The sequence below is a fragment of the Colwellia sp. KU-HH00111 genome (genome assembly GCF_040362745.1).
GTDB lineage: Bacteria > Pseudomonadota > Gammaproteobacteria > Enterobacterales > Alteromonadaceae > Colwellia.
The window spans coordinates 261647-287167 of sequence record NZ_BAABWO010000006.1 but is presented as its reverse complement, the minus strand read 5'-3'; the positions used below and the strand labels follow the sequence as shown (position 1 = coordinate 287167).

Genomic DNA, 25521 nt, shown 5'->3' with positions numbered 1-25521 from the left:
TATGACTAGCGCAGTTCAAAAAAGTAGCACAAAAGATAAGATTGATTATCATCAAAGTGACAATATCACCAATCAAATTCCTTATTTTGATAATCGCTTTCGTATTGATGCTGCCCTTGATCAAATCACCTTGATTTTCTTCCGAAAGCGAGGCAGTAAACCTGTAATATTGGTACAACCTGACGGTAAAAAATTGCGTATTAATGATCACGACCGTGACAAGGTGCAATGGTATGATGACCGTACTTATGACATGGTGGTGATTAAGAAACCTATGGTTGGACCATGGCAGGCGATAGGTAATATTTTACCTGAAAGTAAAATATTAATCGTTTCTGATATTAATTTGGTGGTTGAGCCCTTACCTGAAATTATTTTGTCAGGCGAAACGTTAAAGGTGATAGCTAAACTCTATAACGGTAAAAACAAAATAGATATGCCTTACTTTAGAAAGGTTATCGTATTGGATGTAAACTTTTTTAGTACTAATAATTCTGATTATGATAATTTTGGTGCTGATGCCTTTAAAATTGCATCTTTTAGAGATGATGGTCGAGATCTTGATGAATACGCAGGAGATAATATATACACAGGTGAGTTCTTATTAAATTTTGCCGCAGGTGAGTGGCAACCTGTTTATGTGATCAAGTTACCTATGATGACGAGAGAGCTTCACCAAAAACCTATTATTTTGCAAAGAACCCCTATCAGCTTTAGTGAGAAAATATCAAAAAATGACAGTAACCCGCACCGTTTAATGATACATATTGATGAAACTCATATTGACCCCAAAAGTGTTGTGTTTCAAGGAGAGGTTACTTTTCCCGATAAGCAAATTGAAACATTTGCCATTATGGATGATGAATACGGTGAAAACCAAGCATTACGAATTCAAGACATTGCTTTCACAGAGCCGGGGATTCACCGTATTAACTTAAAGGCCTTTGGCAAAACTATTACGGGACGAGAATTCAGATTAGTTGTACCTGAGTACACCTTTAATGTAGAAGATAATAGCAAAAAGCGTCTGTTATCTACGCTCGGTGAAGATGGCGTTGAACAATTAATCGAAGTTGATGAAGCTAAGCTGTTGGCAGAGCAAGCGGAACAACTAGCTAAAGCCAAAGCTGAGCAGCAACGAATGGTAGAAGAAGAAGAAATGCAATCGATAATAATGATTGTGGCGGGTAATGCTATTATTATTATCATTGCTTTAATATCGTTTTTAGTGATACGAAGAAGGCAAAAGCAACCTCAGGTAAGTGATGATGAATAGCGCTATCAAGCAATTAAATAAGTCGATTATACTGTTTATTTTGTCAAAGTGATTAGCTTAAGCGGTTAGGCTAAGGTAATACAATAATCATATAGTATTACCTTAGTAAAGCTCCATTAATCTAGCTGTTCTTGATAAGTTTATTAATTGTAAAACCCGCAGCTAATGCTTGTAGTTTACTGGCTAAAGAGACTTGATCGTTAGCAACTTGTGAAACCTCTTGAGCACCTACTGTAACTTCATGCGATTTAGCGTCTATATCATTTACATTTTGATTTATCTCTTGAGTTACATGCACTTGTTCTTCAGCGGCAGAGGCTATTTGTTCAATCATCGAGCTGACATCAGAAATAGATACAACAATTTCAGCTAACGAAGATTCTATCTTTTGCGTTTCGGTTATACTGTTGTTTGCTCGTTGTTGAGAGCCTGAAATTACCGTGTTAGCGTTACTTGCTTCTTTTTGCAGTTGATTAACAATAGTTTCTATTTCAACCGTTGAGTCTTGAGTTCGTTGTGCTAAGGTTCTAACCTCGTCTGCAACAACAGCAAATCCACGGCCTTGCTCTCCTGCACGGGCAGCTTCAATTGCAGCATTTAATGCGAGCAAGTTAGTTTGTTCGGCAACTCCTTTAATAACATCTACAACATTTGAGATAGTAGTACTTGTGGTGTGCAAACCAGCAATAAGGCTGCTGATTTGATTAACTTCATCGATCAAATCATTAATAGTTCCCAACGAATTACCAACAACGGTTTGGCTTTCAATCGCTTTTCTATTTACTTTATGAGCGGCGGTCATCGCATCAGAGGCATTGCGCGATACTTCTTGAACCGTTGCTGACATCTCTTCAATAGCTGTAGCCACCTGAGCCGTTTCATCTCGCTGAGATTGTAGGCTTTTTGAATTATTATTGACTGTACTTGCAGATTGTTGAGCGGAAGCTGATAGTTCAATACTGCTATGACTAATTTGATCGATCGCTTGAGAAAACGTCTTAAGCGTATCATTAAGGGCAGCTGCAACTTGTCCTAACTCATCAGAGCTTAACACTTGAGCACAAGCCGATAAATCTTGATGATTCTTGGCTTTGCTTAATGCGTTAGAAATTTCTTTAAGTTGCTTGAGCAAATTAGATAATATAGATAATGCCACTACACAAGTTAAAGTTAGCGCTAACACAATGATAATTATGGTATAGATAAGATCAATATTTGCTTGTTCAAGCAGTAGGTTTATCTCTTGAATAAAACTGTTTGATTGTTGCGTTTCAATCTCTTTAAGCAGGTTGATGCGGGTTGTTGCATTATCAAACCAAACACCTGCATCAATATTAAAAGGACCATTTTGTCCTCGTTGCATCGCAAGATTGCGCATTTTTTTTACGTCAACAACAGCGGTATGTTGCATTATTTTATTAAAATCAGCTTTCAATTGAACCGAGCTATTTAATAAAAACTGTTCTAAATAAGTTTCTTGCTCAGCATTTAAGCGAATAAATTTTTGATAGGCTTGGGTTGTAAATTTATTTTCGGCAAAACCACCACTGGCAACGGCACGTTCAATGCCAGCACGCTCTTTAGCTTCAATAAAATTATAATAAGAAAGTGCACTTTTAACCGATTCTTTAGGGCTGATATTAATAAAGAAGCCGGTTAATCTTAGCATTTTGTTATTTTGTTTGGTGTAATAACCCAGTGCATCTCCAAGCGAAATAGATAAGTTGTCTACTTTATTTCGCATTGAGGTCAGTTTATTAAGTTGTGTGGTAATTGTTGAGATAATGTCATTTACTTCACGGTTTTGTGTGACAAAAGTGTTAAGTGCTTGGGTCATTTTTCCATTGGCTTGATCTGTTATGCGGCGCTGATTAGTCAATTCGTTAGCAAAGTTTTTTCCTTTACTGCCAATAAATACCGCTGTCATACCACGTTCTTTTTGTAACTCATGTACCAGTGCATTGTTGACTAAGGCAAGGGAAAGAAACGCTTGTCCTTCAGATAACTTATTTTGATTATCAATGGTTTGAAATAAATTGAGTATGCCAAAATATAAACAACAAATAAGCGGTAGGAGGACTAATAAAAAAAGTTTTTGTTTAAATGCGAGGTTGTTTAATAGTTTCATTGATTATCCTTAATACAGGCACAGATTTCGATTGAAATATATATTCCTCATACTAGTGTAGTTGATATTTTAATTACTGCAATTTTCATATAAATGTTTTGTTTAACTTTATAGAATTTCACGCGTAAGTTTATGGGTACTGTTTATGGGCACTGGTAGTTAAAGCATCATAGGTGCCATAGTTGCAATGCGGACGGTTACTTTGTTGATGGCATTTTACAGGTGCGGGTTATGTTTAGGGTATTTAGTAACCGACTTTAAGCTCTACCTGTTTATAAAATATCAGTGAGCGCAATGCCAATACCAAAGCGCTGCTGTTTATGGTTATAGTCAATTAAGCTTTCGCCATAGCCATTAAAGTATTGCGCATACCCTCGTAATTTACCCCATAAAGGGAAGGTAAAGCCAATCTCGATAGCACCATGGTGACTCGCAAAATTTTCTCTGATTTTTAGGGATATTTCGTAATCTTTGCGCCAGTCATACGCCATACCTAGCTCAAAATGCCCCATGTATTTGGTAATATCACTATTGTCATCACCTATCACATCACGAGTGGTTGGCTCGTCTCCTTCTGGTATTCGAAACCAAGGGCGAAATGAAAAAGCGAAGCTATCTTTTTCAAAAAGAAAGTTTGCGTAAACTCTATTCCAACTTCGTGATATTAGCTGTGAGCGACCATTTGATTGATGTTCTAAACCGAAGAAAATACCAGAATTGGTATCAAACGGGTGCCATTTGGTAGGGATAAAGTAAAAAAACTCTGGCTGATAGTTGGTTTCTCTAAAAGGCCGAGAAATATTTTCTGAATATATTTGCCACCATGACTCTAGTGTAAACCCAAAAAAGAGTTGATCACCTTTAACTAAAAACGTACTTGTGAACAGTGGTACTTTGATACTAATTTGAAATTTTGCTTCAATATCTTTAATATTTTCAGCCCAGTTTGAATAATCACTATAAGCCTCTGTATTAAGTGCGTTGGTAACAATAACAGGCAAAATATAGTTCATTTTGTGAGGTGTGATCACATAGGGGTTAAACGCAGACTGTCTTTCTTTGATCATACGCTCAGAGATAGCACCAAGCTCTTTAGCACCCATGTGTTTTTTGGCTATTTTTTTTTCGCAATCACTTTCTATTTGCTTTAAGGTTTGGTCCTTATTTGCAGTTTTGATCGAGGTAAATAAGCACTCTTGAAAAAGATCATCAAACGATTGCGTTTTTGCTAAAGCTTTAGGGACGAGGAAAAATATCACCAGCGTTACAAATAATGATTTAAGCATATTGTTATAGAATAATTTTTTTAAGATGTGCAGAGTATAACCGCAGAAGCCGTTATTGTCTCCTCGTGTGATAGGGTTACAGTTAAAGTAAAGAAACAAAACTTATCAGCATGTTAAAGAACTTCCAATGCACTTTTATGTATACCTTTTTATTGGTTGTAATTTGTAGCACAACTAGGTGGTATTATTGATACTGATCCATGATAATATTCTTTTTATAGCTAAGCTAAAAAGTGATTTTTATGACAGTTAATCATACCGACTCTGCTCGGGTAAAAACGAGTGCCTACCAACTGCGTCAGCAAATTCGCTATAATGAATTTACCAGTAATACTTCAGGTTTTGCTCAAGGTTGTGTTCAAGGCAATATTGTTATTTTACCAAAAGATTGGGCCGATGATTTTTTGCAGTTTTGTCTGTTTAATCCTAAACCTTGTCCATTAATTGGTATGTCAGCCCAAGCAGGAGATTTTTTGTTACCAGAATTAGGTGAAAATATTGATATTCGCACTGATGTCCCAGGGTATCGCTTATTTAAATACGGTAAATTAGAACAAGAATTAACCGATATAAAGTCGCTTTGGTCTGATGAATTAGTCACCTTTGTTTTGGGTTGTTCATTTTCATTTGAAGAGGCATTGATTGCTGATGGCCTTGAAATTCGAAATATCAGCGAAAACAAAAATGTACCTATGTACCGCACTAATCTCGCTTGTAAAACCGCTGGGCGATTTAGCGGCGACACTGTTGTCAGTATGCGACCTATGCAACCTAAAGATGCTATTCGCGCCATCCAAATCTGTAGTCGCTTTCCTTCTGTTCATGGTGCACCAATACATTTTGGTCAACCAGAATGTATTGGTATTACTGACATTAATAACCCAGACTATGGTGAGGCTGTTACTATTAAAGATAACGAAGTACCAGTATTTTGGGCATGTGGTGTAACCCCGCAATTGGTATTAGAGCAAACTAAACCGCCATTTTGTATCACTCACAGCCCAGGGAAAATGTTAATAACTGATATAGCAAACTCGAGCTTAGCTGTGCTGTAACTGATTAAAAAAGGAAGTATGATGAAATTAAATTGTGATTTAGGTGAAAGTTTTGGTAATTGGACCATGGGCCTAGATGAGCAAGTGATGCCACATATAGACCAAGCGAATATTGCATGTGGCTTTCATGCAGGTGACCCTTTAGTGATGCAAAAAACCTTGGCGCTGGCTAAAGCTAATAATGTCAGTGTTGGTGCTCATCCGGGTTACCCCGACTTAGTTGGTTTTGGTCGTCGTTCTATCAAGTGCTCTAGCGAAGAGCTGATTGCAATTGTCACTTATCAAATTGCCGCTATCGATGGCGTAGCTAAATCGATGGGAGTTGAGTTGGAATATGTTAAGCCTCATGGCGCCTTATATAATGATATGATGGCGAATTCACAGGTGAGAGAATCTATATTACTAGCGTTAAGTAATTACTATCGACCATTGAAACTAATGCTGCAAGCAACACCAGACATAGCGCACCACAAGGCACATGCCGAGTGTTTCCAGGTCGAAGTGCTTGGTGAGGCTTTTGCGGATAGATGTTATGACGATGATGGAAAACTATTATCACGAAGCAAAGCAGGTGCTGTGCATAATAAAGAAAAAATGTTAGCACAAGTCAAGCAACTTAAAGAGCAGGGAAGTGTGACTACTCTCAATGGAAACACCTTAACCTTAGCGGTTGATAGTTTATGTGTGCATGGCGACAATATTGAAGGCGTGCAGTCGATAGAAGCCATAAGGGAGTTAATCGGTTAATGACTTTACTCCTTGATACGTGCCGTTTTGATGCAAACAAGGTAAAGATGCATATTGCCGGTGAAAATGCCTTGATTATTTACTTTGCAGATCATGCAAGCAGTGAGGTTGCACTGCAAGTACAGCAAGCTGAGCAATGTATACGCAATGCAATGAAGTCGGCCTTATCAAGAGATATTATTGATTTAGTGCCTTCTTATGCTTCAATTATGGTGATGTTTAATTTACAAAGTACAGATCACCATAGTATACGAAATCATTTGCGAGCATTATTTCATACCCTCGGTGAGCAAGCGCAAACCTTAGCTGATATCCCACCACCTACTGTGGTTGAGTTACCTGTTTATTACTCGCTTGAATCTGGGCCAGATTTAGCATTGATAGCACAGCGAACAAACTTGAGTGTGGAACAAATTATCAACATACATCAAGATCAAACATACCATGTTTATGCTATCGGTTTTGCCCCAGGTTTTGCTTATTTAGGGGAGGTTGATCAACGAATTGCTTCGCCACGTTTAAGCACCCCTAGAATGAAAGTACCCAAAGGCGCTGTTGCAATAGCAGATAAGCAAACCGCAGTTTATCCAAATGTTTCTCCTGGTGGTTGGAATATCATAGGTTTATGTCCTATCGCAATGTTTGATGCTAATGCCCGACCTAGCATGCCAGTAAAGGTTGGAGATAAGGTCAAGTTTAAGGCAATTTCCAAACAAGCGTTTTTAGACTTGAGCGGAGAAATCCCTAAAGAGTTAGGAGCATCGACATGAGTTCAGCTCTCGGGTTTTTAATAAAACAATCAGGGGTGTTAAGCCTTATTCAAGACCAAGGACGCTATGGCGCTTTTAATATAGGGTTAACCAATGGTGGTCCGATGGATTTGCACGCCTTTCACTGGGCAAATCGTTTATGTGAAAACCCGTTAGATACTAGCGCGATTGAAGTGAGTGCCGGCGGTTTGACTTTGGTTGCTCAGCTTGACACTACAATTGCGGTTACTGGGGCAACTATGCCATTAACTATCAATGGACAAATAAAAGACTTATGGCGGAGTCATTCTATAAAAGCGGGCGATGAGATTGCACTGGGTTTTGCTAATCAAGGCGTACGAAGTTATCTGGCGGTTGCCGATGGTTTTACTGTTACATCGAGTTTTGGTAGTACTGCAACCGTGTGCCGAGAGGGAATTGGAGGTTTGACAGGAGATAAGCTTCAAGTCAATGATATTTTGCCTTGCCTAAGTCGAACGAGAAAGCATAACCTTGTTTTAAATGAAAAGTTATGGCCTGAGTATAACGATGAAGTGATTTTGCACACGATTCCCAGTTATCAACAGCATTATTTTTCACCATACCAACAACGTTTATTTTTTTCTAGTGAATACCAAGTCAGTAAACATTTTGATCGTATGGGGTATCGTTTAACAGGAAAAAAAATAGCCTGTGATATCGATGGTGTTTTATCTGAAGGCATTTGTTATGGTGCGGTGCAAATACCTGCCGATGGTCAGCCCATTGTCTTAATGAATGATAGACAAACCATAGGCGGTTATCCAAAAATTGGTGCGGTTTCGTCTATAGACGCTGCTAAATTAGGGCAATTAGCTCAAGGGGGGAAAGTGCGTTTCGAACCAATCAGTATGGAACAAGCACACAATTTTTATCACTTAAGTTTGAGCCGCTTTAATCGAACAATATTAGATGTTTGCTAGCCGTTTTATAAAGCATCGATTTTATACTACATTGTGTTAATTGCTGTTGACCATAAGAAGAAAAAAAGATGATAGATGAACAATTATTGAGCGAGCAAATTGAAGACATGTTAGTTGAGCGGAACTTACGTGGCATGAAAGATTTGCAACCTCAATTAACACCCGGCTATTGCTTGCGTGCAGCGAGAGCATTACACAATATTCAAGGCACTGTGCTTATTGGTACCGGCTTTCCTGTCGTTAATACTTTTGAAACAGATGGCCCTGTGGGTGCCTTAATCTTATATCGTGCGCTAGCCTTGTTAGGTGCTACTCCAGTTCTTGTTTGTGGCACGCCTATGGCGACCGCTTTTGAAAATGACTACCGTATTTGTGTTATTAGTATCGGTAAAAAAGATCTAGGGTTAGCAGAAGCAAGACGCGCTTTAGCGTATTATCAGCCTCAGGCTATTATTTCAATAGAGCGTCCAGGGTTGGCTGAAAACGGCTGTTATCACAATATGCGAGGAGAAAATATTAGCGCTAAAGCTGCTTGTTTTGATTTTTTTATGGATGAAGCGTGTTGTCCAACAATCGCTATTGGTGATGGCGGCAACGAAATAGGTATGGGCAATGTTAAAGCGTTCTTATCAACCCTGGATATAATTCCTGCTGTTACACAGTGTGATGAATTAATTATAAGTGATGTTTCTAATTGGGGAGTATATGGCATTTTAGCCTTTTTAAGTCGTTGGTCAAAACAAGACTTACTAAGTGAAACTTGTCCTGAAAAAATTCTTAAGTATGTTTCTAGCTTAGGCAGTGTTGATGGTGTGACCCGTAAAAATGAATTAACAGAAGATAGCCTTCCAGCATCGGAAGGTATTGCTTTGATTTCGAGAATTAGAGCCTTGATAGGTTACTAGTCAAACAATTATCAGGAAAATTAAAATGAGCACTGTGTTTTTAAATGGCACGTATATGCCGGTTGAAGAAGCAAAAATTTCCCCACTTGATCGCGGTTTTTTATTCGGTGATGGCATTTATGAAGTGATTCCTTCTTATTTTGGCCAAATGGTTGGGTTTGAAGGCCATATCAACAGAATGAATGATGGTTTAAAGGCTATTGGTATCGAACTTAATTGGAGTGAGAATCAGTGGCACAGACTATGTGAAGAGTTAAGTAATAAAAACGGCGCAGGCCCACTTGGTATTTATTTACACGTAAGTCGCGGTGCCGATAATAAACGATTTCATGCGTTTCCAAAGCATATTGAGCCAACAGTATTTGCCATGGCCTTTGAAATCCCTATCCCTAAACAACCGGACTTAGCAACCGTTGGAAAAGGTTATGCCTTGACCAGTACCGAAGATTTACGTTGGCAACGCTGCCAAATAAAATCAACGGCTTTACTTGGTAATGTTTTACATTTTCAACAAGGCTACGAAGCGGGCAGCCATGAAGTGCTACTTTATAATCGCCAGCACGAATTAACTGAGGCGAGTGCATCTAATATTTTTATTGTGAAAGATGGGGTTATTGCGACTTCAGTTCAAGATAACCAAATTTTACCCGGAATTACCCGTCGTTTAGTTATTGATATTTTAACTGAGCATGGGGCTTTGACCGTGGAGGAGCGCACTATAACCCTTAATGAAGTGCGTAATGCCGATGAAATCTGGATTACCAGTTCTTCAAAAGAAATTGCACCGGTGACTTTGTTAGATGGTAGCCCCGTTGGTGATGGTAAAGTTGGGCCAGTATGGTTAAAAGCTGCCACCTTATATTCAAAATATAAGTTTAACTACTAATTACAAACGGACTCATTGTTTTTTTCTCGAAAGAATTTTCAACGAATGATACTTGAGAATATTGTTCAGATAAACCCATGAAAAAGTGGTGTTTTGCAAAAGAGTTATCTACATTAATAGTAAGGCTAATGTAAATAACTCTTCTTTTGTATTTTGATGAAAGATTTATGAAGGGATGGCATGATTAAACTGTATTTTATTATGTTACCTATTTAATCTTGAAAAATCAGTAATGGTTATACACAGAACAGTGACAAAATGTCCACGAACTAAAGTTAAATAAAGTGCGTAGATAAGCGGTTGATTTTAGGAGATATAAAATGCAAAGTATCAATGTAAATGAATATATGAACGCTTCACCAGTTACTTTTACGAAAAATATGGCGGTAGAAGAAGCTTCATTGCGCTTTCTCAAAACTAAGCAAACTGGCGGTCCAGTAGTTGATAAAAATGGCAAACTAATTGGCTTTATATCAGAAAGTGATGTGTTAGCGAAAATGATCGAAACCATTTATTACAAAGAGCATATTGCTGATGTTGGTGATATTATGCGCAATGATGTGTTGTCGGTAAAACCTTACGACAGTATTATTGAGTTAGGTCAGCAAATGCTTAAAGATAAACCTAAGGTATACCCGGTGATAGATGACGACGGCAATTTACTGGGCACTATCTGTCGCAATGATGTGTTACATGCGATTGATAAACATATCAGAGCAAACCTAATCTCTGATAAGGCACATGCCTCTTATTAAGTAAATGATAACCTTAAACGGTTGTACATATCATATATTGCAGAGTTTGCTAATGCAGATGTGATTTATTTACTATAACTGATAAAATAGACTTTTCTACGTTTCCCTTTTGTTGAATTAGTTGAGTTTATTTTGTCGTCAAATCCCATACCCGCTAAAAAAAATAGTAAAGAACCTCGTCTACAATCAGATAAAACGCTTTGTATTGAAAATAGCACATTAACGAAAGAGCCCCCTAATATTCAACACTTATTTGATGCTTTGCAACGGGTAAAACGTGCTGACTTTCTTTGGTTGAAAAAGCAATTGATTCATCATAAAAGAATGATGAATCAATTGGCTTCATCTGAAAGCCATCAAGACACTAAAGTTAGCCAACAATTAAAACAACTTAAAAAAACAGCACAAGCAATCGAACAGTCGATTAATGAAAAACAGCAAAAGTTACAGAATCTTCCAAGCATTACTTATCCTGAAGGCTTACCTATTAGCGATAATGCAGAGCAAATTTCGCAAGCTATTCGTGACCACCAAGTCGTGATAATTGCCGGGGAAACTGGCTCGGGTAAAACCACACAAATACCAAAGATATGCCTTGAATTAGGCCGAGGGGTTGATGGTCTCATAGGTCATACTCAACCACGAAGAATAGCGGCGAGAACAGTAGCCAATCGTATTGCTGAGGAGCTTAATAGTAAACTCGGCCAGCAAGTGGGTTATAAAGTTAGGTTTAACGATCAGGTTAGTCAACATAGCTATATAAAATTGATGACAGATGGCATTTTACTTGCTGAAATGCAAAAAGATCGACTGCTTCGTCAATACGATACCATTATCATTGATGAAGCCCATGAACGTAGTTTAAATATAGATTTTATTTTAGGTTATCTTCGTCAAATTCTAGTCAAACGACCCGATCTTAAAATTATTGTAACATCGGCTACTATTGACCCTCAGCGTTTTGCCAACCATTTTGCTGATCAACACGGCAATCCAGCTCCTATTATCGAAGTGTCAGGGCGTACTTACCCAGTTGAAGTTCGCTATCGTCCATTATTTGATGGCGCAGTGAAGGACCGTGAGCAAGAAGCGCTGACCAACAAAGGGGCCTTTGAAGCCAAGGATGTGATAAGTGGTATTCTAAATGCAGTCGATGAGCTTTCGCAGTTACCAGCGGCCGAGCAAGGTGATATTTTAATATTCTTAAATGGTGAGCGAGAAATTAGAGATACAGCGGCAGCTCTGAATAAGGCCAACTTAAGACACACCCACATCTTACCTTTGTATGCCCGCTTAACCGTGAGTGAACAAAATCAAATATTTAAGCCACATTCCGGGCGAAATATTGTGCTCGCGACCAACGTTGCTGAAACAAGCTTAACAGTTCCTGGCATAAAGTATGTTATCGATCCAGGTACTGCACGTATTTCACGTTATAGCTATCGAACCAAAGTGCAACGCTTGCCTATTGAGGCTATTTCACAAGCAAGTGCAAATCAAAGGGCAGGGAGATGTGGGCGAGTATCTTCTGGTATCTGCATACGTCTGTACAGCGAAGATGATTTCTTAAATCGTCCTGAGTTTACTGATCCTGAAATTTTGCGCACTAATTTAGCAACGGTTATTTTGCAAATGTTGTCGTTAGACTTAGGCGAAATTGAGGATTTTCCGTTTGTTGAAGCCCCTGATAATCGCAATATAAATGATGGTGTTAAACTCTTAGAAGAACTAGCTGCTATTGATAATAACGCGGTACAAAAAAGAACAAAGCACACAAAGCAACACACTCGGCTAACAAAATCAGGGCGCCTACTGTCGAAATTCCCAATCGATCCTCGGTTAGCTAAAATGGTGCTAACGGCCATAGAACTAGGGTGTGTGGAACAAGTACTTATTATTGTAAGTGCGATAAGCATTCAAGACCCCCGAGAAAGGCCTCATGAAAAACAACAGGCAGCAGATGAAAAACATAATCGTTTTATAGATAAAAATTCCGACTTTATTAGTTTACTTAACCTTTGGCAGTACGTAACTAAACAACAAAAAGGTTTATCACAAAACCACTTTAGAAAACTGTGTCAACGAGAGTATTTGTCTTATGTGCGCATACGCGAGTGGCAAGATATCTTTAGCCAACTTAAATTAACCTTAAAAGAGCAAAAAATAGCGCTGACATCAGTGGACTACCAATTCTCTATTGATGAAGCTATGCCAAACACGCAAAGCAAAAAAAGTCAGCCACTGCCTGACAGCCTAGTGACCGTGCACCAAGCTTTGCTTTCGGGTTTGTTGAGCCATTTAGGTCATCAAGATGAAAACAGAGAGTTTAAGGGAGCCAGAGGCAGTAAGTTTTTTGTATTTCCAGGTTCTGGTTTGGCAAAAAAGCCACCTAAGTGGTTAATGTCAGCTGAATTGGTTGAAACTAGTCGCTTATTTGCCAGAATGAATGCCCGTATTGACCCAGTGTGGATTGAGCCATTAGCTCAGCATCTCATCAAACGAAGTTACAGTGAGCCACATTGGGAGAAAAAACAAGGGGCGGTAATGGCTTTTGAACAAGTTAGCCTTTATGGTTTACCTATAGTGGTTAAACGTAAAATCAACTTTAATGTGATTGAGCCAAGCACCTGCCGAGCAATATTTATTCGTGAAGCTTTAGTCAATGGCGAGTGTTTTATAAAAGAAAAATTTTTAGCACAAAACCAAGCATTAGTGACCAGCATTGAAGCCCTTGAGCAAAAAGCGCGTCGTAAAGATTTTTTAATTGACGAGCAGCAGCTTGTTGACTTTTATTCACAAAAGTTACCAGAAACGGTTATTTGCCAACGAAGCTTTTTAGCTTGGTGGAAAAAAACAAAACAAACACAGGCCAAATTGCTTAATTTTACCAAAGCATTTTTACTAAATGAAACAGCCAGTGAGCTATCAACAAAAGAATATCCAGATACTTGGCAGCAGAACAATCTAACCTTGCCATTGGTATATCATTTTAGCCCTGGAGCCATTGATGATGGTATCAGTGTGGTAATCCCTATAGCCTTGTTAAATCAATGCCAAGGCGAAGGTTTTGACTGGCTTATTCCTGCATTACGCTATGATTTAGTGGTGGCCTTAATTAAAGCGCTACCTAAGGCATTGCGTCGTAATTTTGTGCCAGCACCAAACTATGCCCAAGCATGCTTAGAGAATATAAGTGAAAATCAAGGTCTTTTAGTTGATGTATTAGCAAAACAATTATTACGTATGACAGGTGTGACCTTACCCAACGATGTTTGGCACAATGTTGAATTGCCCGCACATCTGACCATGAACTTCAAGATTGTCGATGAAAAGGGGCAGCTACAAAAGCAAGGGCGTGATCTTAATCAGTTAAAAGCAGAACTACAAGGAAAAGTAAAAGCATCGATTAAACAGGTTGCAGAGAAAGGCATTGAACAATCCAAACTAACCCAATGGGATTTTGGTGAATTACCCCAAGGCTATGAAAAGAAAGTGGCGAATATGACCATTAAAGCCTTTCCTGCTTTGGTTGATCATAAAACTAGCGTTGCAGTTGAGCTATTTGAACAAGCAGAGCAAGCAGAGCAAGCCATGCTATTGGGTATTAGCCGGCTTGTATTATTAAACATTCCATCGCCGTTAAAATACTTACAAGAGAAAATGCCCAATAAAGCCAAGTTAGGCTTGTACTTTAACCCCTTTGGCTCGATTACTGATTTGCTTCAAGACTGTATCCAGGGTGCTTGTGTATTCTTAGTAAAAAAATATCTGCAAGATAAAGGGCTGGTTAACCTACCAAGAGCGGCAGATGATTTTGATTTAGTACGAGATTATGTTCGTGCTGAAATTTCAGATTGTGTATTAACAGCGGCAATTAAAGTTGAGCAAGCATTAAGCTTGCGTCATGATATTGCTAAAAAGTTAAAAGGAAATGTGGCACTTAATATTATTCAAGCTCATGGTGACATAAAACAACAAAGTGAAAACTTAGTGTTTAAAGGCTTTGTTAGTGCTTCGGGCTTTGACAAGCTTGACGATATCATTCGATATTTAAGAGGTATTCTACGACGTTTAGAAAAACTGCCCATTGATCCTAACCAAGACAGGTTAAAGCTGATAGAGGTCACTAAAGCAACTGATTTATATCAAGGCGTTTTAGCTAAGCAGCGAAAAGATAAACCTATCGAACAAAGCATTTTATCCATAAAATGGATGATAGAGGAGCTTCGTATTTCATTATTTGCCCAAAACTTAGGAACAGCTCAGCCAATCTCATTAAAGCGAATAATGAACCATTTAAATGATATAGTTTAGTCGGAATATCATAGTTATTTGACACAGGAGCATAAGCTCAGTATAAATAACTTATCTGCTTGTGATTCTATTGGAGTTCAAATGATAAGTTTTGATGATAAACGTAACTTTTATCGCATGATGTTAAACAGTGAAGTGCTTGTTACTATTATTGACGATGAAACAAATAGTCAAATAACAGCAACGTGCAGGGATTTAAGTGCGACAGGAATGGCAATAGAAGTTGAGCAACCAATTGAAATGTCGACGCTAGTCAAAGTTAAGCTTGATTCAGCTTCTGAACAGGTACAATCCCTTGATGTGCGTGGTAAAGTAGTGCGTATTGGGGAAGAGTGTGAAGGCTGTTATTTGATTGGTATTGCCATTGAAGAATTAGACTAATAGCCAAGGTTAAGCTTGCCAATTAATACAGGGTATTCAATGAACTTGATTACCTTGCTATTTGGTTTAGGTTAAATATAGTGCGTTAATTCATATTTTCTACAATATATATAACATATACAAGGTTAATATATGCTTGTTAAGCTACAATATTGTAGAAAATGTGACAGTGAAAATATCTATCAATCTATATCTTCATCTGTTGGTTTTATACTTGCTGCGTGGTGTCCCTTAGGTCCCTCATTTAATTCATAATTGACATCTTGACCGGCTTTAAGTGTACGGTAACCATCCATTTCAATTGTTGAGTAGTGAGCAAAAATATCTTCGCCACCACTATCCGGACGAATAAAACCAAACCCTTTTGCATTATTAAACCATTTTACTGTACCGTGAGCCATACATCTACTTCCTTCTATATCCTTCAGTTTTATATGCGTGCTTAATATCAATTATTATATTTAATTTTAGTCTCGTTAAAATAGAGATATAATTAAGCATATACACAATGAGACGCGCGGCTAAAAAATAGCCACTTATTGAATCGTAGATAAAATATGAGATTAGTCAAGTGGATTTTATAAAAAAAACATTTTTTTTAGTTAGAAAGTTACAGCAAAAATTATCAGTAGAGACTAAGATAAAGATATGAGTAATTGGAAAGAGCTAATAGACAGCCAAGAGCTTGTTGAAGACGAAGTTAGCCATGAAGTAGATAAACCACATGAATACCATGTTTATTTATTAAATGATGACTACACACCGATGGATTTTGTAGTGGATGTTTTATGTCGTTTTTTTAATAAGACAACAGAACAAGCCACAGACATAATGTTAACCATACATTTTAAAGGCAAAGCGCTTTGTGGCACATTTACTGCAGAGATCGCAGAGACCAAAGTGGACCAAGTTTCTCGTTATGCACTTGAAAATGAACATCCGTTAAAATGTGTTTTAGAAAAAGCCTGATCTTTTATGGCTTAGAATTAAAGCAGAAAAGTTCGCAAGGATTTAAATTGGAGTACCTATGCTTAATAAAGACTTAGAAATTTCCCTTAACTTAGCTTTTCGCCAAGCCAAAGAGTCACGTCATGAATTTATGACAGTAGAGCACTTGTTATTAGCTTTATTAGATAACCCCTCTGCAATAGAAGTACTCGGCGCGTGTGGCGCTGATTTAAACAAGATACGAGCTAACCTACTGGAGTTTATACAAGAAACAACCCCAGTCATACCCGAAAACGAAGAAGAGCGCGAAACTCAGCCTACTTTAGGTTTTCAGCGTGTATTACAACGAGCGGTTTTTCACGTGCAATCTTCAGGCAAAAATGAAGTGAATGGTGCAAATGTATTAGTTGCCATCTTTAGTGAGCAAGAATCACAAGCGGCATACATCCTAAAAAAGGCTGATATTAGCCGTTTAGATATAGTTAACTTCATTTCACATGGTATTGCAAAAATTAATAGTCACGAAAGTGGTGCCTCTATTGAGGATGGTGAACAAGTTGCAGAAGAAGAGCCTCGCACCATAGAGAATTTTTCAGTTAATCTTAATGAAGAAGCTAAAAAAGGAAATATAGACCCATTAATTGGTAGAGATAGCGAGCTAGAAAGAACATTACAAGTATTGGGTCGTCGTAGAAAAAACAATCCTTTATTTGTGGGTGAAGCCGGTGTGGGTAAAACAGCGATTGCTGAAGGTTTAGCCAGTTTAATTGTTACCGAGAAAGTACCTGAGTTTTTAAGTAATGCTACAATCTACTCGCTTGATATGGGGGCTTTGCTTGCAGGTACTAAATACCGTGGAGATTTTGAAAAGCGATTCAAGGGATTATTAAAGGATCTTGAAAATGATGATAATGCCATTTTATTTATTGACGAAATCCATACCATTATTGGTGCAGGTGCTGCATCTGGAGGCATGTTAGATGCTTCAAATTTAATTAAACCTTTACTTTCAGCGGGTAAACTTCGTTGTTTAGGCTCTACTACTTATCAAGAATACCAAAGTATTTTTGAGAAAGATCGCGCCTTAGCAAGACGTTTCCAAAAAATTGATATTATTGAACCAAGCATTGCCGATACCACTAAAATTTTACAAGGACTAAAAGAGAAATACGAATCACACCATGGAATTCGTTATACCAATGGGGCTTTACGTGCTGCGGCTCAACTTTCAGCTAAATATATAAATGAGCGCTTTTTACCCGATAAAGCAATTGATGTGATCGATGAAGCAGGCGCCAAGCAACAACTAGTAGCGGCTTCTAAACGAAAGAAAACCATAAGTAATACTGACATTGAGTCTATTGTGGCAAAAATGGCGAGAATCCCTGAAAAGTCGGTATCATCGTCAGAAAAAGACAACCTTAAAATGTTAGATCGTAATTTAAAACTGGTTGTTTTTGGGCAAGATCATGCCATTGATGAGTTATCATCGGTGATCCGTTTGTCTCGAGCAGGTTTAGGCAACGACGAGAAACCGGTTGGCTCATTTTTATTCGCGGGTCCTACCGGTGTTGGTAAAACGGAAGTAACTAAACAGTTGGCTAAAATTTTAGGGGTAGAGCTATTACGTTATGACATGTCTGAGTACATGGAAAAACATGCGGTTAGTCGTTTAATTGGCGCACCTCCGGGTTATGTGGGTTACGAACAAGGTGGCTTACTAACCGATGCTGTCTTGAAGCACCCTCATGCAGTGGTGCTGCTTGATGAAATAGAAAAAGCTCATGAAGATGTTTACAATATTTTATTGCAAGTAATGGATCATGGTACGTTAACTGATAATAATGGCCGTAAGGCTGACTTTAGAAATATTATTTTAGTGCTAACGACTAATGCAGGTGTACAAGAAACCGTGCGACAATCTATTGGCTTTAAGCAACAAGATCACAGCTCAGATGCTATGAGTGAAATCAATAAAGTTTTTTCGCCTGAGTTTAGAAATCGCCTTGATAACATCGTTTGGTTTAACCACCTTGATAATGATGTTATTCAACAGGTTGTTGATAAGTTTATTGTTGAGCTGCAGGTTAAGCTTGATGAGAAAGGTGTTTCTTTAGAGCTCACTCGAGAAGCTAAAAAATGGCTGGCAGAACATGGTTATGACAAAGCCATGGGCGCTCGACCAATGTCTCGCTTAATTCAAGAGCAACTGAAGAAAGAGTTTGCTAATGCATTACTTTTCGGAGAGCTTGCCAACGGTGGTATTGCAAAAGTTGGTGTTAAGAAAGATAAACTAGTTATCTCATACGAAAACAAGCAAGCGTTAATCGCTGAGAAATAACTAGCCACCTGGTCAATTAGATAGTAATGCCTTATTTTCATTATTGAAAATAAGGCATTTTTTATTGCAGATTTAAAAATCTACAGTATCGCGTTGTAAAGAGTAGAAGGTGTTTTAACTTTGTAGGTAGTTGTTTTAAGTTTTTTTGAAGTTTTTATAATGATGGTGGACGATACTGGGCTTGAACCAGTGACACGGTGCGGGTTGTAAAGAGTAGAAGGTGTTTTAACTTTGTAGGTAGTTGTTTTAAGTTGTTTTGAAGTTTTTATAATGATGGTGGACGATACTGGGCTTGAACCAGTGACTCGGTGCGGGTTGTAAAGAGTAGAAGGTGTTTTAACTTTGTAGGTATATTTTTATGTTGTTTTGAAGTTTTTATAAGGATGGTGGACGATACTGGGCTTGAACCAGTGACTCGGTGCGGGTTGTCAAGAGTAGAAGGTGTTTTAACTTTGTAGGTAGTTGTTTTAAGTTGTTTTGAAGTTTTTATAATGATGGTGGACGATACTGGGCTTGAACCAGTGACACGGTGCGGGTTGTAAAGAGTAGAAGGTGTTTTAACTTTGTAGGTATATTTTTATGTTGTTTTGAAGTTTTTATAAGGATGGTGGACGATACTGGGCTTGAACCAGTGACCCCCGCCTTGTAAGGGCGGTGCTCTCCCAACTGAGCTAATCGTCCATATATATCAGAAATGATATGAATCAGGGATTTACTTTAGAAACTAAATGATGGTGGACGATACTGGGCTTGAACCAGTGACCCCCGCCTTGTAAGGGCGGTGCTCTCCCAACTGAGCTAATCGTCCGGGGTATCATTAAAAAATGAGTTGTTACGGTACTCTAACCTTGATAAATATAAGTGGCGGAGTGGACGGGACTCGAACCCGCGACCCCCGGCGTGACAGGCCGGTATTCTAACCAACTGAACTACCACTCCGCAGTATATATTTATCTTCGAGTTTCCCACAATATTGAGAGTGGACGGGACTCGAACCCGCGACAAAACCATCCGGTGTGACAGGCCGCTTATGTTAATGAAAAGCTAACCAACTGAACTACCACTCCGCAAAATCTTGCTTAATACTGAGTTTTTGAGGTGCTCTAACCTTAATAAATATAATTGGCGGAGTGGACGGGACTCGAACCCGCGACCCCCGGCGTGACAGGCCGGTATTCTAACCAACTGAACTACCACTCCGCTGTATATATCTATTTTCGAGTTTTACACTTTGCCACAAGTAGCGGGACTCGAACCCGTTTCAATAAATATAAGTGGCGGAGTGGACGGGACTCGAACCCGCGACCCCCGGCGTGACAGGCCGGTATTCTAACCAACTGAACTACCACTCCGCAGTTTATATCTATTTCAGAAACACATTTTAATACAATGAAAAAATTCACTAATTAAGTATGGTGGACGATACTGGGCTTGAACCAGTGACCCCCGCCTTGTAAGGGCGGTGCTCTCCCAACTGAGCTAATCGTCCGTCTCTGTGGGGGCGTATTATAGGCAGTTCCAAAAAGCTGTCAACATAAAAGCTATTAAAATTGCTAATTATTTTAAAAAAAGTGCTTGTTTGATTTCTTTTTGCACATTCCGGTGTTTTTGTCTGCATTCTTGTCAAAATATATCCAGTCGAAGCGATGTTAGTCGCAAACAAATTCGCTTAACAGGTGAATTAAGTCACACACAATGATAAAATGCGGCCAATTTTTTAGACTTATTTACTTTCTAGGCTGTTATTTGGCGGCTTAGATTTATGATGTTGAGATATTTATGACTTTAACTACTCGCTTTGCCCCTAGCCCTACTGGTTATTTACACGTTGGTGGTGCTCGAACTGCTTTATATAGCTGGCTGTATGCTCAAAAAAACGGTGGTGATTTTATACTACGTATTGAAGATACCGATTTAGAGCGTTCTACCCAAGCTTCTGTTGACGCTATTATGGATGGTATGAACTGGTTGAACCTTGAATGGACCCATGGCCCTTATTTTCAAACTAAACGTTTTGACCGATACAAAGAAGTTATTGCCCAGTTGCTTGAAACTGGCAATGCTTACCGTTGTTACAGCACCGCTGAAGAAGTTGAAGTCATGCGTGAAGAAGCTAAGGCTAAAGGGGAAATAGAGAAATACAATGGTTTATGGCGTGATCGTACAGATTATCCTGAGGACAAACCGTTTGTTATTCGTTTTAAAAACCCATTATCGGGTGATGTAGTGATTAACGATATGGTTAAAGGCGATATAACGATCAGTAATGAACAATTAGACGATCTTATTATTGCACGCTCTGACGGTACACCAACCTATAACCTAACGGTTGTTGTTGATGATTGGGATATGAAAGTAAGTCATGTTGTGCGTGGTGACGATCATATATCAAACACCCCAAAGCAAATTAATATTCTTGCTGCATTAGGCGCTGAGATTCCCGTTTATGCACATATTCCAATGATTTTAGGCGATGATGGTAAGCGTTTATCTAAACGCCATGGTGCGGTAGGGGTTATGCAGTATCGTGATGATGGCTACTTACCCGAAGCATTATTGAATTATTTAGTGCGTTTAGGTTGGTCACATGGCGACAAAGAAATTTTTTCTCGAGAAGAGATGATTGAGTTATTTGACTTAAAAGATTGCAACCGAGCGCCTTCTGGCTTTAATACCGAAAAGCTTATCTGGGTTAATCAACATTACATGAAAACCCTTGAGCCTGAATATGTGGCTAGCCATTTAGCTTGGCACATGAACAATGAAGGTATAAATACTGATAATGGTCCAGCATTAGCTGAAATCGTCAAAATACAAGCAGATCGTGTAAAAACTTTAAAAGAGATGGCACAAATTTCACGCTATTTTTATGAAGATTTCACCGAACTTGATGCTGTAGCAGTTAAAAAACATTTGCGTCCAGTGGTTAAAGAGCCATTGTTGTTAGTCAAGGCAAAACTAGCCGCGTTAACACAGTGGCAGCCGGCATTGATTCATGCTGCTATTAATGATACCGCAGAGGAATTGTCGGTAGGTATGGGTAAAGTGGGCATGCCATTACGTGTTGCTGCCACAGGCGGCGGTAACTCGCCTTCACTTGATATTACTCTAGCATTGCTTGATAAAGACAAAGTGCTTGCTCGTATCGATCAAGCATTAGTGGTTGTTGAAGAGCGTATTGCCAACGCATAGATACAATTTAGCCTGCATTGATGCGGCATGTTCATAAGTTATAGCAATTTAGTTAAGATAAAAAGTGGAGTTAATATAAGTGCAATTTAGTGATTTTGGTTTAGATAGATGTTTGATGAGTACGGTAGAGCACTTAGGTTTTACGGCACCTACTGAAATACAACAACAAGCAATTCCTGCCGCCATGCAAGGGCATGATTTAATTGCCTCATCAAAAACTGGCTCAGGTAAAACCTTAGCATTTATCTTACCAGCCATACAGCGCTTAACTAAGAATCGAGCTTTGTCTAAGAAAGACCCTCGTGTAGTTATTTTAACGCCTACACGAGAATTGGCTAAACAAGTGTTTAGTCAATTGCGCTTATTTACTGCGAATACGCAATTTAAAGCGGTACTTATATTAGGTGGTGAAAATTTTAACGATCAGGTGAAAGTGCTAGAAAAAGACCCTCACTTCATTGTTGCTACACCGGGTCGGTTAGCCGATCACCTATCACAAGGGCATTTTTACTTAAACGGTTTAGAGCTATTAATACTTGATGAAGCTGATCGCATGCTTGATTTAGGTTTTGCCAAACAATTAACGCAAATTAATAATGCGGCCGATCACCGAAAACGGCAAACCTTATTATTCTCAGCAACACTTGATCATGCACAAGTAAATGAATTTGCTAATGCGTTATTGAAAAAGCCCAAGCGAATAGCAATCGGCAGTGCTTATACTGAGCATAAAGATATTACTAAGCGTTTTTACTTAGCTGACAACCTTGAGCATAAAGAAGCGTTATTACAACACTTATTAACTCACGAAAATTATCAACAAGTGATTATTTTTACGGCGACACGAAGTGATACTGAGCGTTTAGCTACTTTACTGACTCAGCAACAGTTAAGTGCAGTGGCGTTAAGTGGTGAATTGAACCAAGCACAACGTAATCAAATCATGGATGGCTTTAGTAAAGGGCACCAAAAAATTCTAGTTACTACCGATTTAGCGTCTAGAGGTTTAGACTTAGTTAATGTTTCGCTGGTGATTAATTTTGACATGCCAAAACATACCGAAGAGTTTATTCATCGCATTGGTCGTACCGGTCGTGCTGGCAGTCAAGGTGATGCCATCGCTTTTGTCGGTCCTAAAGATTGGCTAAGTTTTAAAAATGTTGAAGGCTTGTTAGCTCAAACCATCAGTTTTGAGAAAATAGCGGGCCTTAAAGCTAAATTCAAAGGGTTAAAACCTAAAAAATCTAAAGCGAAGGTTGTTAACACGAAGGAAGCAAGCATAGATAAAAAAACTGCTGCTAAAGCTAAGAAAACCACTAAAAAAGTGTTTCATGTTGCTCAAGATGTCGGTGATATGCCCATTATTAAGCGCAAAAAACCGCTGTCGGCTCAACAAATAGAAAATAATGATATTGATGAGGAATAATATTATTTGAAAGTTTTTATTTGATACTGCTGTCTCTATGTTTGAAGCATTTTGCTCCATCTAAATAAAGAAGGAATTATCATGAATACTAAAAATATAGCAACAGCAGCAATTACTAGCATTTTAGCTCTTGGTACATTAACAGTTACTTCAGCTAATGCGGTACCTAATCAACCTAGCGCATGGGAAAAATGTGCCGGTATTGCTAAAGCAGGTAAAAATGATTGTGGTGCGTTAAATGGCAGTCACAATTGTGCGGGACAAGCCACAGTGAATGATGACATTAATGAGTGGGTATATTTACCGAAAGGGACTTGTGAAAAAATCACTGGTGGTGTGGTAAAAGCAGAGAAGCCGGCAAAAAAATAGTCTTATATTAAGAAAAGGTGCTTATACTTCTGTCAAATGCAGGAATAAAACATAGCGCCTTTGTTATTTCTTACCTGATAGGGCTTGATACATCATGCAAAAAATAAGTGGCGTGGGAATAGGGTTGCGACATCGACATTTTCAAGAGTTTATTGAAAATAAACCTGATGTGCCTTGGTTAGAAGTTCACACAGAGAACTTCTTTAGTAAAGACAGCACTTCCTCGAAATACCTTGCAAAGATTCGTCAAGATTATCCTATTTCAGCACACTGTGTAGGATTGTCCTTAGGCTCTGCAAAAGTAGATTGCCCAGTAAGAGAACAACATCTAAAGAACATCAAAAGTACCCTTGATTGGCTTCAACCTAGTATGGTTTCAGACCATTTGTCGTGGAGCGCATCAGATGGTGTTCACTATCTACCAGATTTATTACCCATTCCTTATACTGAAGAAGCCTTTAATGTTGTAACTGCTAACATTAATCGAGTACAAGATGTACTGCAGCGTCAACTTTTGATTGAAAATCCATCCAGTTATCTCACTTTTGTTGACTCAACCATACTTGAATGGGATTTCCTTGGGCAATTAAGCAAATCGACTGGTTGTGGTTTGTTGCTTGATGTCAATAATCTTTATGTGAGTGCGCATAATCATGGTTTTGATGCTTTAATGTATTTAAATAAACTACCACGTAGTGCAGTTAAAGAAATACATTTGGCGGGTTACAGCATTAGCCAAATTGAAGGTAGAGATGTGTATATTGATAGCCATGCTCACAAAGTATATGACAGTGTTTGGCAACTATACGCACAAGCTATTGAACGCTTTGGCAATATTCCAACACTCATTGAATGGGATACCGATATCCCTGAATTGTCAGTATTAATCGATGAAAAATACAAAGCAGAAGCTATTATTGATAAAGTGCTTCATCAACCTAGTGGTGATAGAACGCTATGAATAAGACAACATCATTAAAGCAACTACAACGTAATTTTATTAATGACTGTCTTTCACCGAGATTAAACAATGAAAACTGCCTACTGGAATTAGATGTTGATACCAGCAGAATATCAGCACAAGGCTTATTGACGATATATCGTAACAGTGCAATTGCAAATATCACCCAATCGTTAACATTAACTTATCCGGTTATTGATAAACTTGTGGGTAGAGTTTTTTTTCAAGCCACGTGCCAACGATATATTTATTTGCATTGGCCTCAAAGTGGCAATATGGATGATTACGGTGAAGAATTTGCGTTATTTCTATCTGAATTTGAACATACTAAAACGCTAGCCTATTTAAGTGAAATAGCGCGCTTAGAGTGGGCATTTCATCAAAGTTCATTAGCAAATGATGCTGATAGCACTGATTGGTCTTTACTATCACTTGTGGAAGATATATCAAAACTGAAATTTACTTTAGCTCCGTCATTAAAACTAATAAGTTCAACTTATGCTATTGATGAAATATGGCAAAACAACCAGGATAATATTGCGCCAGATACTGAAAATGAGTTTATCGACATTGATAAAAGCAAAAGCACATTTCTACTATTATTTAGAAAAGGTCTAAAAACAGTAGTAATGTCAGTTTCTGAAGGTGAGTATACTTTGATAGAATCTTTTAATCATGAGCTAATTTTCGAACAAGCGATTATGTTGGCTATTGCCAAACAACCTGATTTATCGATAGATGATTGTTTACAAAAATTTATTGAATTAGAAGTTATTAGTGGGTTTTTTATCAAAGGCAAGAAAAACCCAACACAAATAGGTGAAAACTATCCATAAGAAT

Annotated in this window: 20 protein-coding genes and 6 tRNA genes; 17 read left to right on the top strand and 9 right to left on the bottom strand. The window is 38.3% G+C overall.

Going from position 1 to position 25521, the window contains the following annotated elements:
* Nucleotide 1: 1 nt before the first annotated feature.
* The gene (locus ABXG98_RS13095; protein ID WP_353539138.1) at nt 2–1276 is read left to right on the top strand and encodes a TIGR03503 family protein; all 1275 of its coding nucleotides are present in this window, start codon (nt 2–4) and stop codon (nt 1274–1276) included.
* A gap of 121 nt (nt 1277–1397) precedes the next feature.
* Here ABXG98_RS13095 and ABXG98_RS13090 read toward each other — a convergent pair whose 3' ends face one another.
* Together ABXG98_RS13090 and ABXG98_RS13085 are read right to left on the bottom strand one after the other, a co-directional pair.
* Nucleotides 1398–3404, bottom strand: a complete 2007-nt coding sequence (locus ABXG98_RS13090) for a methyl-accepting chemotaxis protein (RefSeq protein ID WP_353539137.1) — start codon at nt 3402–3404, stop codon at nt 1398–1400.
* Nucleotides 3405–3676: 272 nt separating this feature from the next.
* On the bottom strand, nt 3677–4690 hold the full coding sequence (locus ABXG98_RS13085) for a phospholipase A (RefSeq protein ID WP_353539136.1): 1014 nt from the start codon (nt 4688–4690) through the stop codon (nt 3677–3679).
* A gap of 242 nt (nt 4691–4932) precedes the next feature.
* On the opposite strand from ABXG98_RS13085, the gene ABXG98_RS13080 reads away from it, so the two are divergent.
* The 9 genes from ABXG98_RS13080 to ABXG98_RS13040 all read left to right on the top strand — a co-directional run bounded on the left by ABXG98_RS13080 (nt 4933) and on the right by ABXG98_RS13040 (nt 15444).
* A complete protein-coding gene (locus ABXG98_RS13080; RefSeq protein WP_353539135.1) occupies nt 4933–5745 on the top strand; it encodes a putative hydro-lyase in 813 nt (270 codons plus the stop codon).
* A 21-nt stretch (nt 5746–5766) separates the two neighbouring features.
* Complete coding sequence (locus ABXG98_RS13075; RefSeq protein WP_353539134.1) at nt 5767–6492, top strand: 5-oxoprolinase subunit PxpA; 726 nt, start codon at nt 5767–5769, stop codon at nt 6490–6492.
* On the top strand, nt 6492–7262 hold the full coding sequence (pxpB, locus tag ABXG98_RS13070) for a 5-oxoprolinase subunit PxpB (RefSeq protein ID WP_353539133.1): 771 nt from the start codon (nt 6492–6494) through the stop codon (nt 7260–7262). The genes ABXG98_RS13075 and pxpB overlap by 1 nt, the downstream gene beginning before the upstream one ends.
* Entirely contained in the window at nt 7259–8203 is a 945-nt protein-coding gene (locus tag ABXG98_RS13065) for a 5-oxoprolinase subunit C family protein (RefSeq protein ID WP_353539132.1), read from the top strand. Before pxpB ends, ABXG98_RS13065 begins: the two co-directional genes overlap by 4 nt.
* 68 nt (nt 8204–8271) lie before the next feature.
* The gene (locus tag ABXG98_RS13060; RefSeq protein WP_353539131.1) at nt 8272–9108 is read left to right on the top strand and encodes a glutamate cyclase domain-containing protein; all 837 of its coding nucleotides are present in this window, start codon (nt 8272–8274) and stop codon (nt 9106–9108) included.
* A 25-nt stretch (nt 9109–9133) separates the two neighbouring features.
* Nucleotides 9134–9994 carry a D-amino acid aminotransferase gene (locus ABXG98_RS13055; protein ID WP_353539130.1) on the top strand — a complete coding sequence of 287 codons (861 nt, stop codon included), beginning with the start codon at nt 9134–9136 and terminating at the stop codon, nt 9992–9994.
* A gap of 320 nt (nt 9995–10314) precedes the next feature.
* Nucleotides 10315–10749 (top strand): CBS domain-containing protein, encoded by a 435-nt coding sequence (locus ABXG98_RS13050; RefSeq protein ID WP_353539129.1) that lies wholly within the window; start codon nt 10315–10317, stop codon nt 10747–10749.
* Nucleotides 10750–10953: 204 nt separating this feature from the next.
* Nucleotides 10954–15063 (top strand): ATP-dependent RNA helicase HrpA, encoded by a 4110-nt coding sequence (gene hrpA / locus ABXG98_RS13045; RefSeq protein WP_502901561.1) that lies wholly within the window; start codon nt 10954–10956, stop codon nt 15061–15063.
* 81 nt (nt 15064–15144) lie between these two features.
* The gene (locus tag ABXG98_RS13040) at nt 15145–15444 is read left to right on the top strand and encodes a PilZ domain-containing protein (protein ID WP_353539127.1); all 300 of its coding nucleotides are present in this window, start codon (nt 15145–15147) and stop codon (nt 15442–15444) included.
* A gap of 182 nt (nt 15445–15626) precedes the next feature.
* On the opposite strand, the gene cspD is transcribed toward ABXG98_RS13040, so the two are convergent.
* The gene (cspD, locus tag ABXG98_RS13035) at nt 15627–15845 is read right to left on the bottom strand and encodes a cold shock domain-containing protein CspD (protein WP_353539126.1); all 219 of its coding nucleotides are present in this window, start codon (nt 15843–15845) and stop codon (nt 15627–15629) included.
* A 247-nt stretch (nt 15846–16092) separates the two neighbouring features.
* Here cspD and clpS point away from each other — a divergent pair, with 247 nt between their 5' ends.
* Both clpS and clpA read left to right on the top strand, forming a co-directional pair.
* Nucleotides 16093–16413, top strand: coding sequence for an ATP-dependent Clp protease adapter ClpS (gene clpS / locus ABXG98_RS13030; RefSeq protein ID WP_353539125.1), 321 nt, complete (start codon nt 16093–16095; stop codon nt 16411–16413).
* Nucleotides 16414–16471: 58 nt separating this feature from the next.
* Entirely contained in the window at nt 16472–18733 is a 2262-nt protein-coding gene (clpA, locus tag ABXG98_RS13025; RefSeq protein WP_353539124.1) for an ATP-dependent Clp protease ATP-binding subunit ClpA, read from the top strand.
* A gap of 605 nt (nt 18734–19338) precedes the next feature.
* Here the strand turns inward: clpA and ABXG98_RS13020 are convergent.
* The 6 genes from ABXG98_RS13020 to ABXG98_RS12995 form a co-directional block, all read right to left on the bottom strand.
* A tRNA-Val gene (locus ABXG98_RS13020) sits at nt 19339–19414 on the bottom strand.
* A 51-nt stretch (nt 19415–19465) separates the two neighbouring features.
* A tRNA-Val gene (locus ABXG98_RS13015) sits at nt 19466–19541 on the bottom strand.
* 54 nt (nt 19542–19595) lie between these two features.
* Nucleotides 19596–19672: transfer RNA gene (locus tag ABXG98_RS13010), tRNA-Asp, on the bottom strand.
* Between the two features lie 184 nt (nt 19673–19856).
* Nucleotides 19857–19933 (bottom strand) — tRNA-Asp (locus ABXG98_RS13005).
* Nucleotides 19934–20008: 75 nt separating this feature from the next.
* A tRNA-Asp gene (locus ABXG98_RS13000) sits at nt 20009–20085 on the bottom strand.
* A 61-nt stretch (nt 20086–20146) separates the two neighbouring features.
* Nucleotides 20147–20222 (bottom strand) — tRNA-Val (locus tag ABXG98_RS12995).
* 290 nt (nt 20223–20512) lie between these two features.
* Between ABXG98_RS12995 and gltX the strand changes: the two genes are divergently transcribed.
* From gltX to ABXG98_RS12970, 5 genes are all read left to right on the top strand, one after another.
* Nucleotides 20513–21925, top strand: coding sequence for a glutamate--tRNA ligase (gene gltX / locus ABXG98_RS12990; RefSeq protein ID WP_353539123.1), 1413 nt, complete (start codon nt 20513–20515; stop codon nt 21923–21925).
* Between the two features lie 79 nt (nt 21926–22004).
* Complete coding sequence (locus ABXG98_RS12985; protein ID WP_353539122.1) at nt 22005–23351, top strand: DEAD/DEAH box helicase; 1347 nt, start codon at nt 22005–22007, stop codon at nt 23349–23351.
* A gap of 81 nt (nt 23352–23432) precedes the next feature.
* On the top strand, nt 23433–23720 hold the full coding sequence (locus ABXG98_RS12980; RefSeq protein ID WP_353539121.1) for a BufA1 family periplasmic bufferin-type metallophore: 288 nt from the start codon (nt 23433–23435) through the stop codon (nt 23718–23720).
* A gap of 94 nt (nt 23721–23814) precedes the next feature.
* Complete coding sequence (bufB, locus tag ABXG98_RS12975) at nt 23815–24681, top strand: MNIO family bufferin maturase (protein WP_353539120.1); 867 nt, start codon at nt 23815–23817, stop codon at nt 24679–24681.
* Entirely contained in the window at nt 24678–25517 is an 840-nt protein-coding gene (locus ABXG98_RS12970; protein ID WP_353539119.1) for an HvfC/BufC family peptide modification chaperone, read from the top strand. The genes bufB and ABXG98_RS12970 overlap by 4 nt, the downstream gene beginning before the upstream one ends.
* Nucleotides 25518–25521 lie beyond the last annotated feature (4 nt).

Bases quoted from the DNA above. Each gene is read 5' to 3' on its own strand.
- ABXG98_RS13095 (WP_353539138.1), top strand. From the start codon at position 2: ATGACTAGCGCAGTTCAAAAAAGTAGCACAAAAGATAAGATTGATTAT.
- ABXG98_RS13090 (WP_353539137.1), bottom strand. From the start codon at position 3,404: ATGAAACTATTAAACAACCTCGCATTTAAACAAAAACTTTTTTTATTA.
- ABXG98_RS13085 (WP_353539136.1), bottom strand. From the start codon at position 4,690: ATGCTTAAATCATTATTTGTAACGCTGGTGATATTTTTCCTCGTCCCT.
- ABXG98_RS13080 (WP_353539135.1), top strand. From the start codon at position 4,933: ATGACAGTTAATCATACCGACTCTGCTCGGGTAAAAACGAGTGCCTAC.
- ABXG98_RS13075 (WP_353539134.1), top strand. From the start codon at position 5,767: ATGAAATTAAATTGTGATTTAGGTGAAAGTTTTGGTAATTGGACCATG.
- pxpB (WP_353539133.1), top strand. From the start codon at position 6,492: ATGACTTTACTCCTTGATACGTGCCGTTTTGATGCAAACAAGGTAAAG.
- ABXG98_RS13065 (WP_353539132.1), top strand. From the start codon at position 7,259: ATGAGTTCAGCTCTCGGGTTTTTAATAAAACAATCAGGGGTGTTAAGC.
- ABXG98_RS13060 (WP_353539131.1), top strand. From the start codon at position 8,272: ATGATAGATGAACAATTATTGAGCGAGCAAATTGAAGACATGTTAGTT.
- ABXG98_RS13055 (WP_353539130.1), top strand. From the start codon at position 9,134: ATGAGCACTGTGTTTTTAAATGGCACGTATATGCCGGTTGAAGAAGCA.
- ABXG98_RS13050 (WP_353539129.1), top strand. From the start codon at position 10,315: ATGCAAAGTATCAATGTAAATGAATATATGAACGCTTCACCAGTTACT.
- ABXG98_RS13040 (WP_353539127.1), top strand. From the start codon at position 15,145: ATGATAAGTTTTGATGATAAACGTAACTTTTATCGCATGATGTTAAAC.
- cspD (WP_353539126.1), bottom strand. From the start codon at position 15,845: ATGGCTCACGGTACAGTAAAATGGTTTAATAATGCAAAAGGGTTTGGT.
- clpS (WP_353539125.1), top strand. From the start codon at position 16,093: ATGAGTAATTGGAAAGAGCTAATAGACAGCCAAGAGCTTGTTGAAGAC.
- clpA (WP_353539124.1), top strand. From the start codon at position 16,472: ATGCTTAATAAAGACTTAGAAATTTCCCTTAACTTAGCTTTTCGCCAA.
- gltX (WP_353539123.1), top strand. From the start codon at position 20,513: ATGACTTTAACTACTCGCTTTGCCCCTAGCCCTACTGGTTATTTACAC.
- ABXG98_RS12980 (WP_353539121.1), top strand. From the start codon at position 23,433: ATGAATACTAAAAATATAGCAACAGCAGCAATTACTAGCATTTTAGCT.
- bufB (WP_353539120.1), top strand. From the start codon at position 23,815: ATGCAAAAAATAAGTGGCGTGGGAATAGGGTTGCGACATCGACATTTT.
- ABXG98_RS12970 (WP_353539119.1), top strand. From the start codon at position 24,678: ATGAATAAGACAACATCATTAAAGCAACTACAACGTAATTTTATTAAT.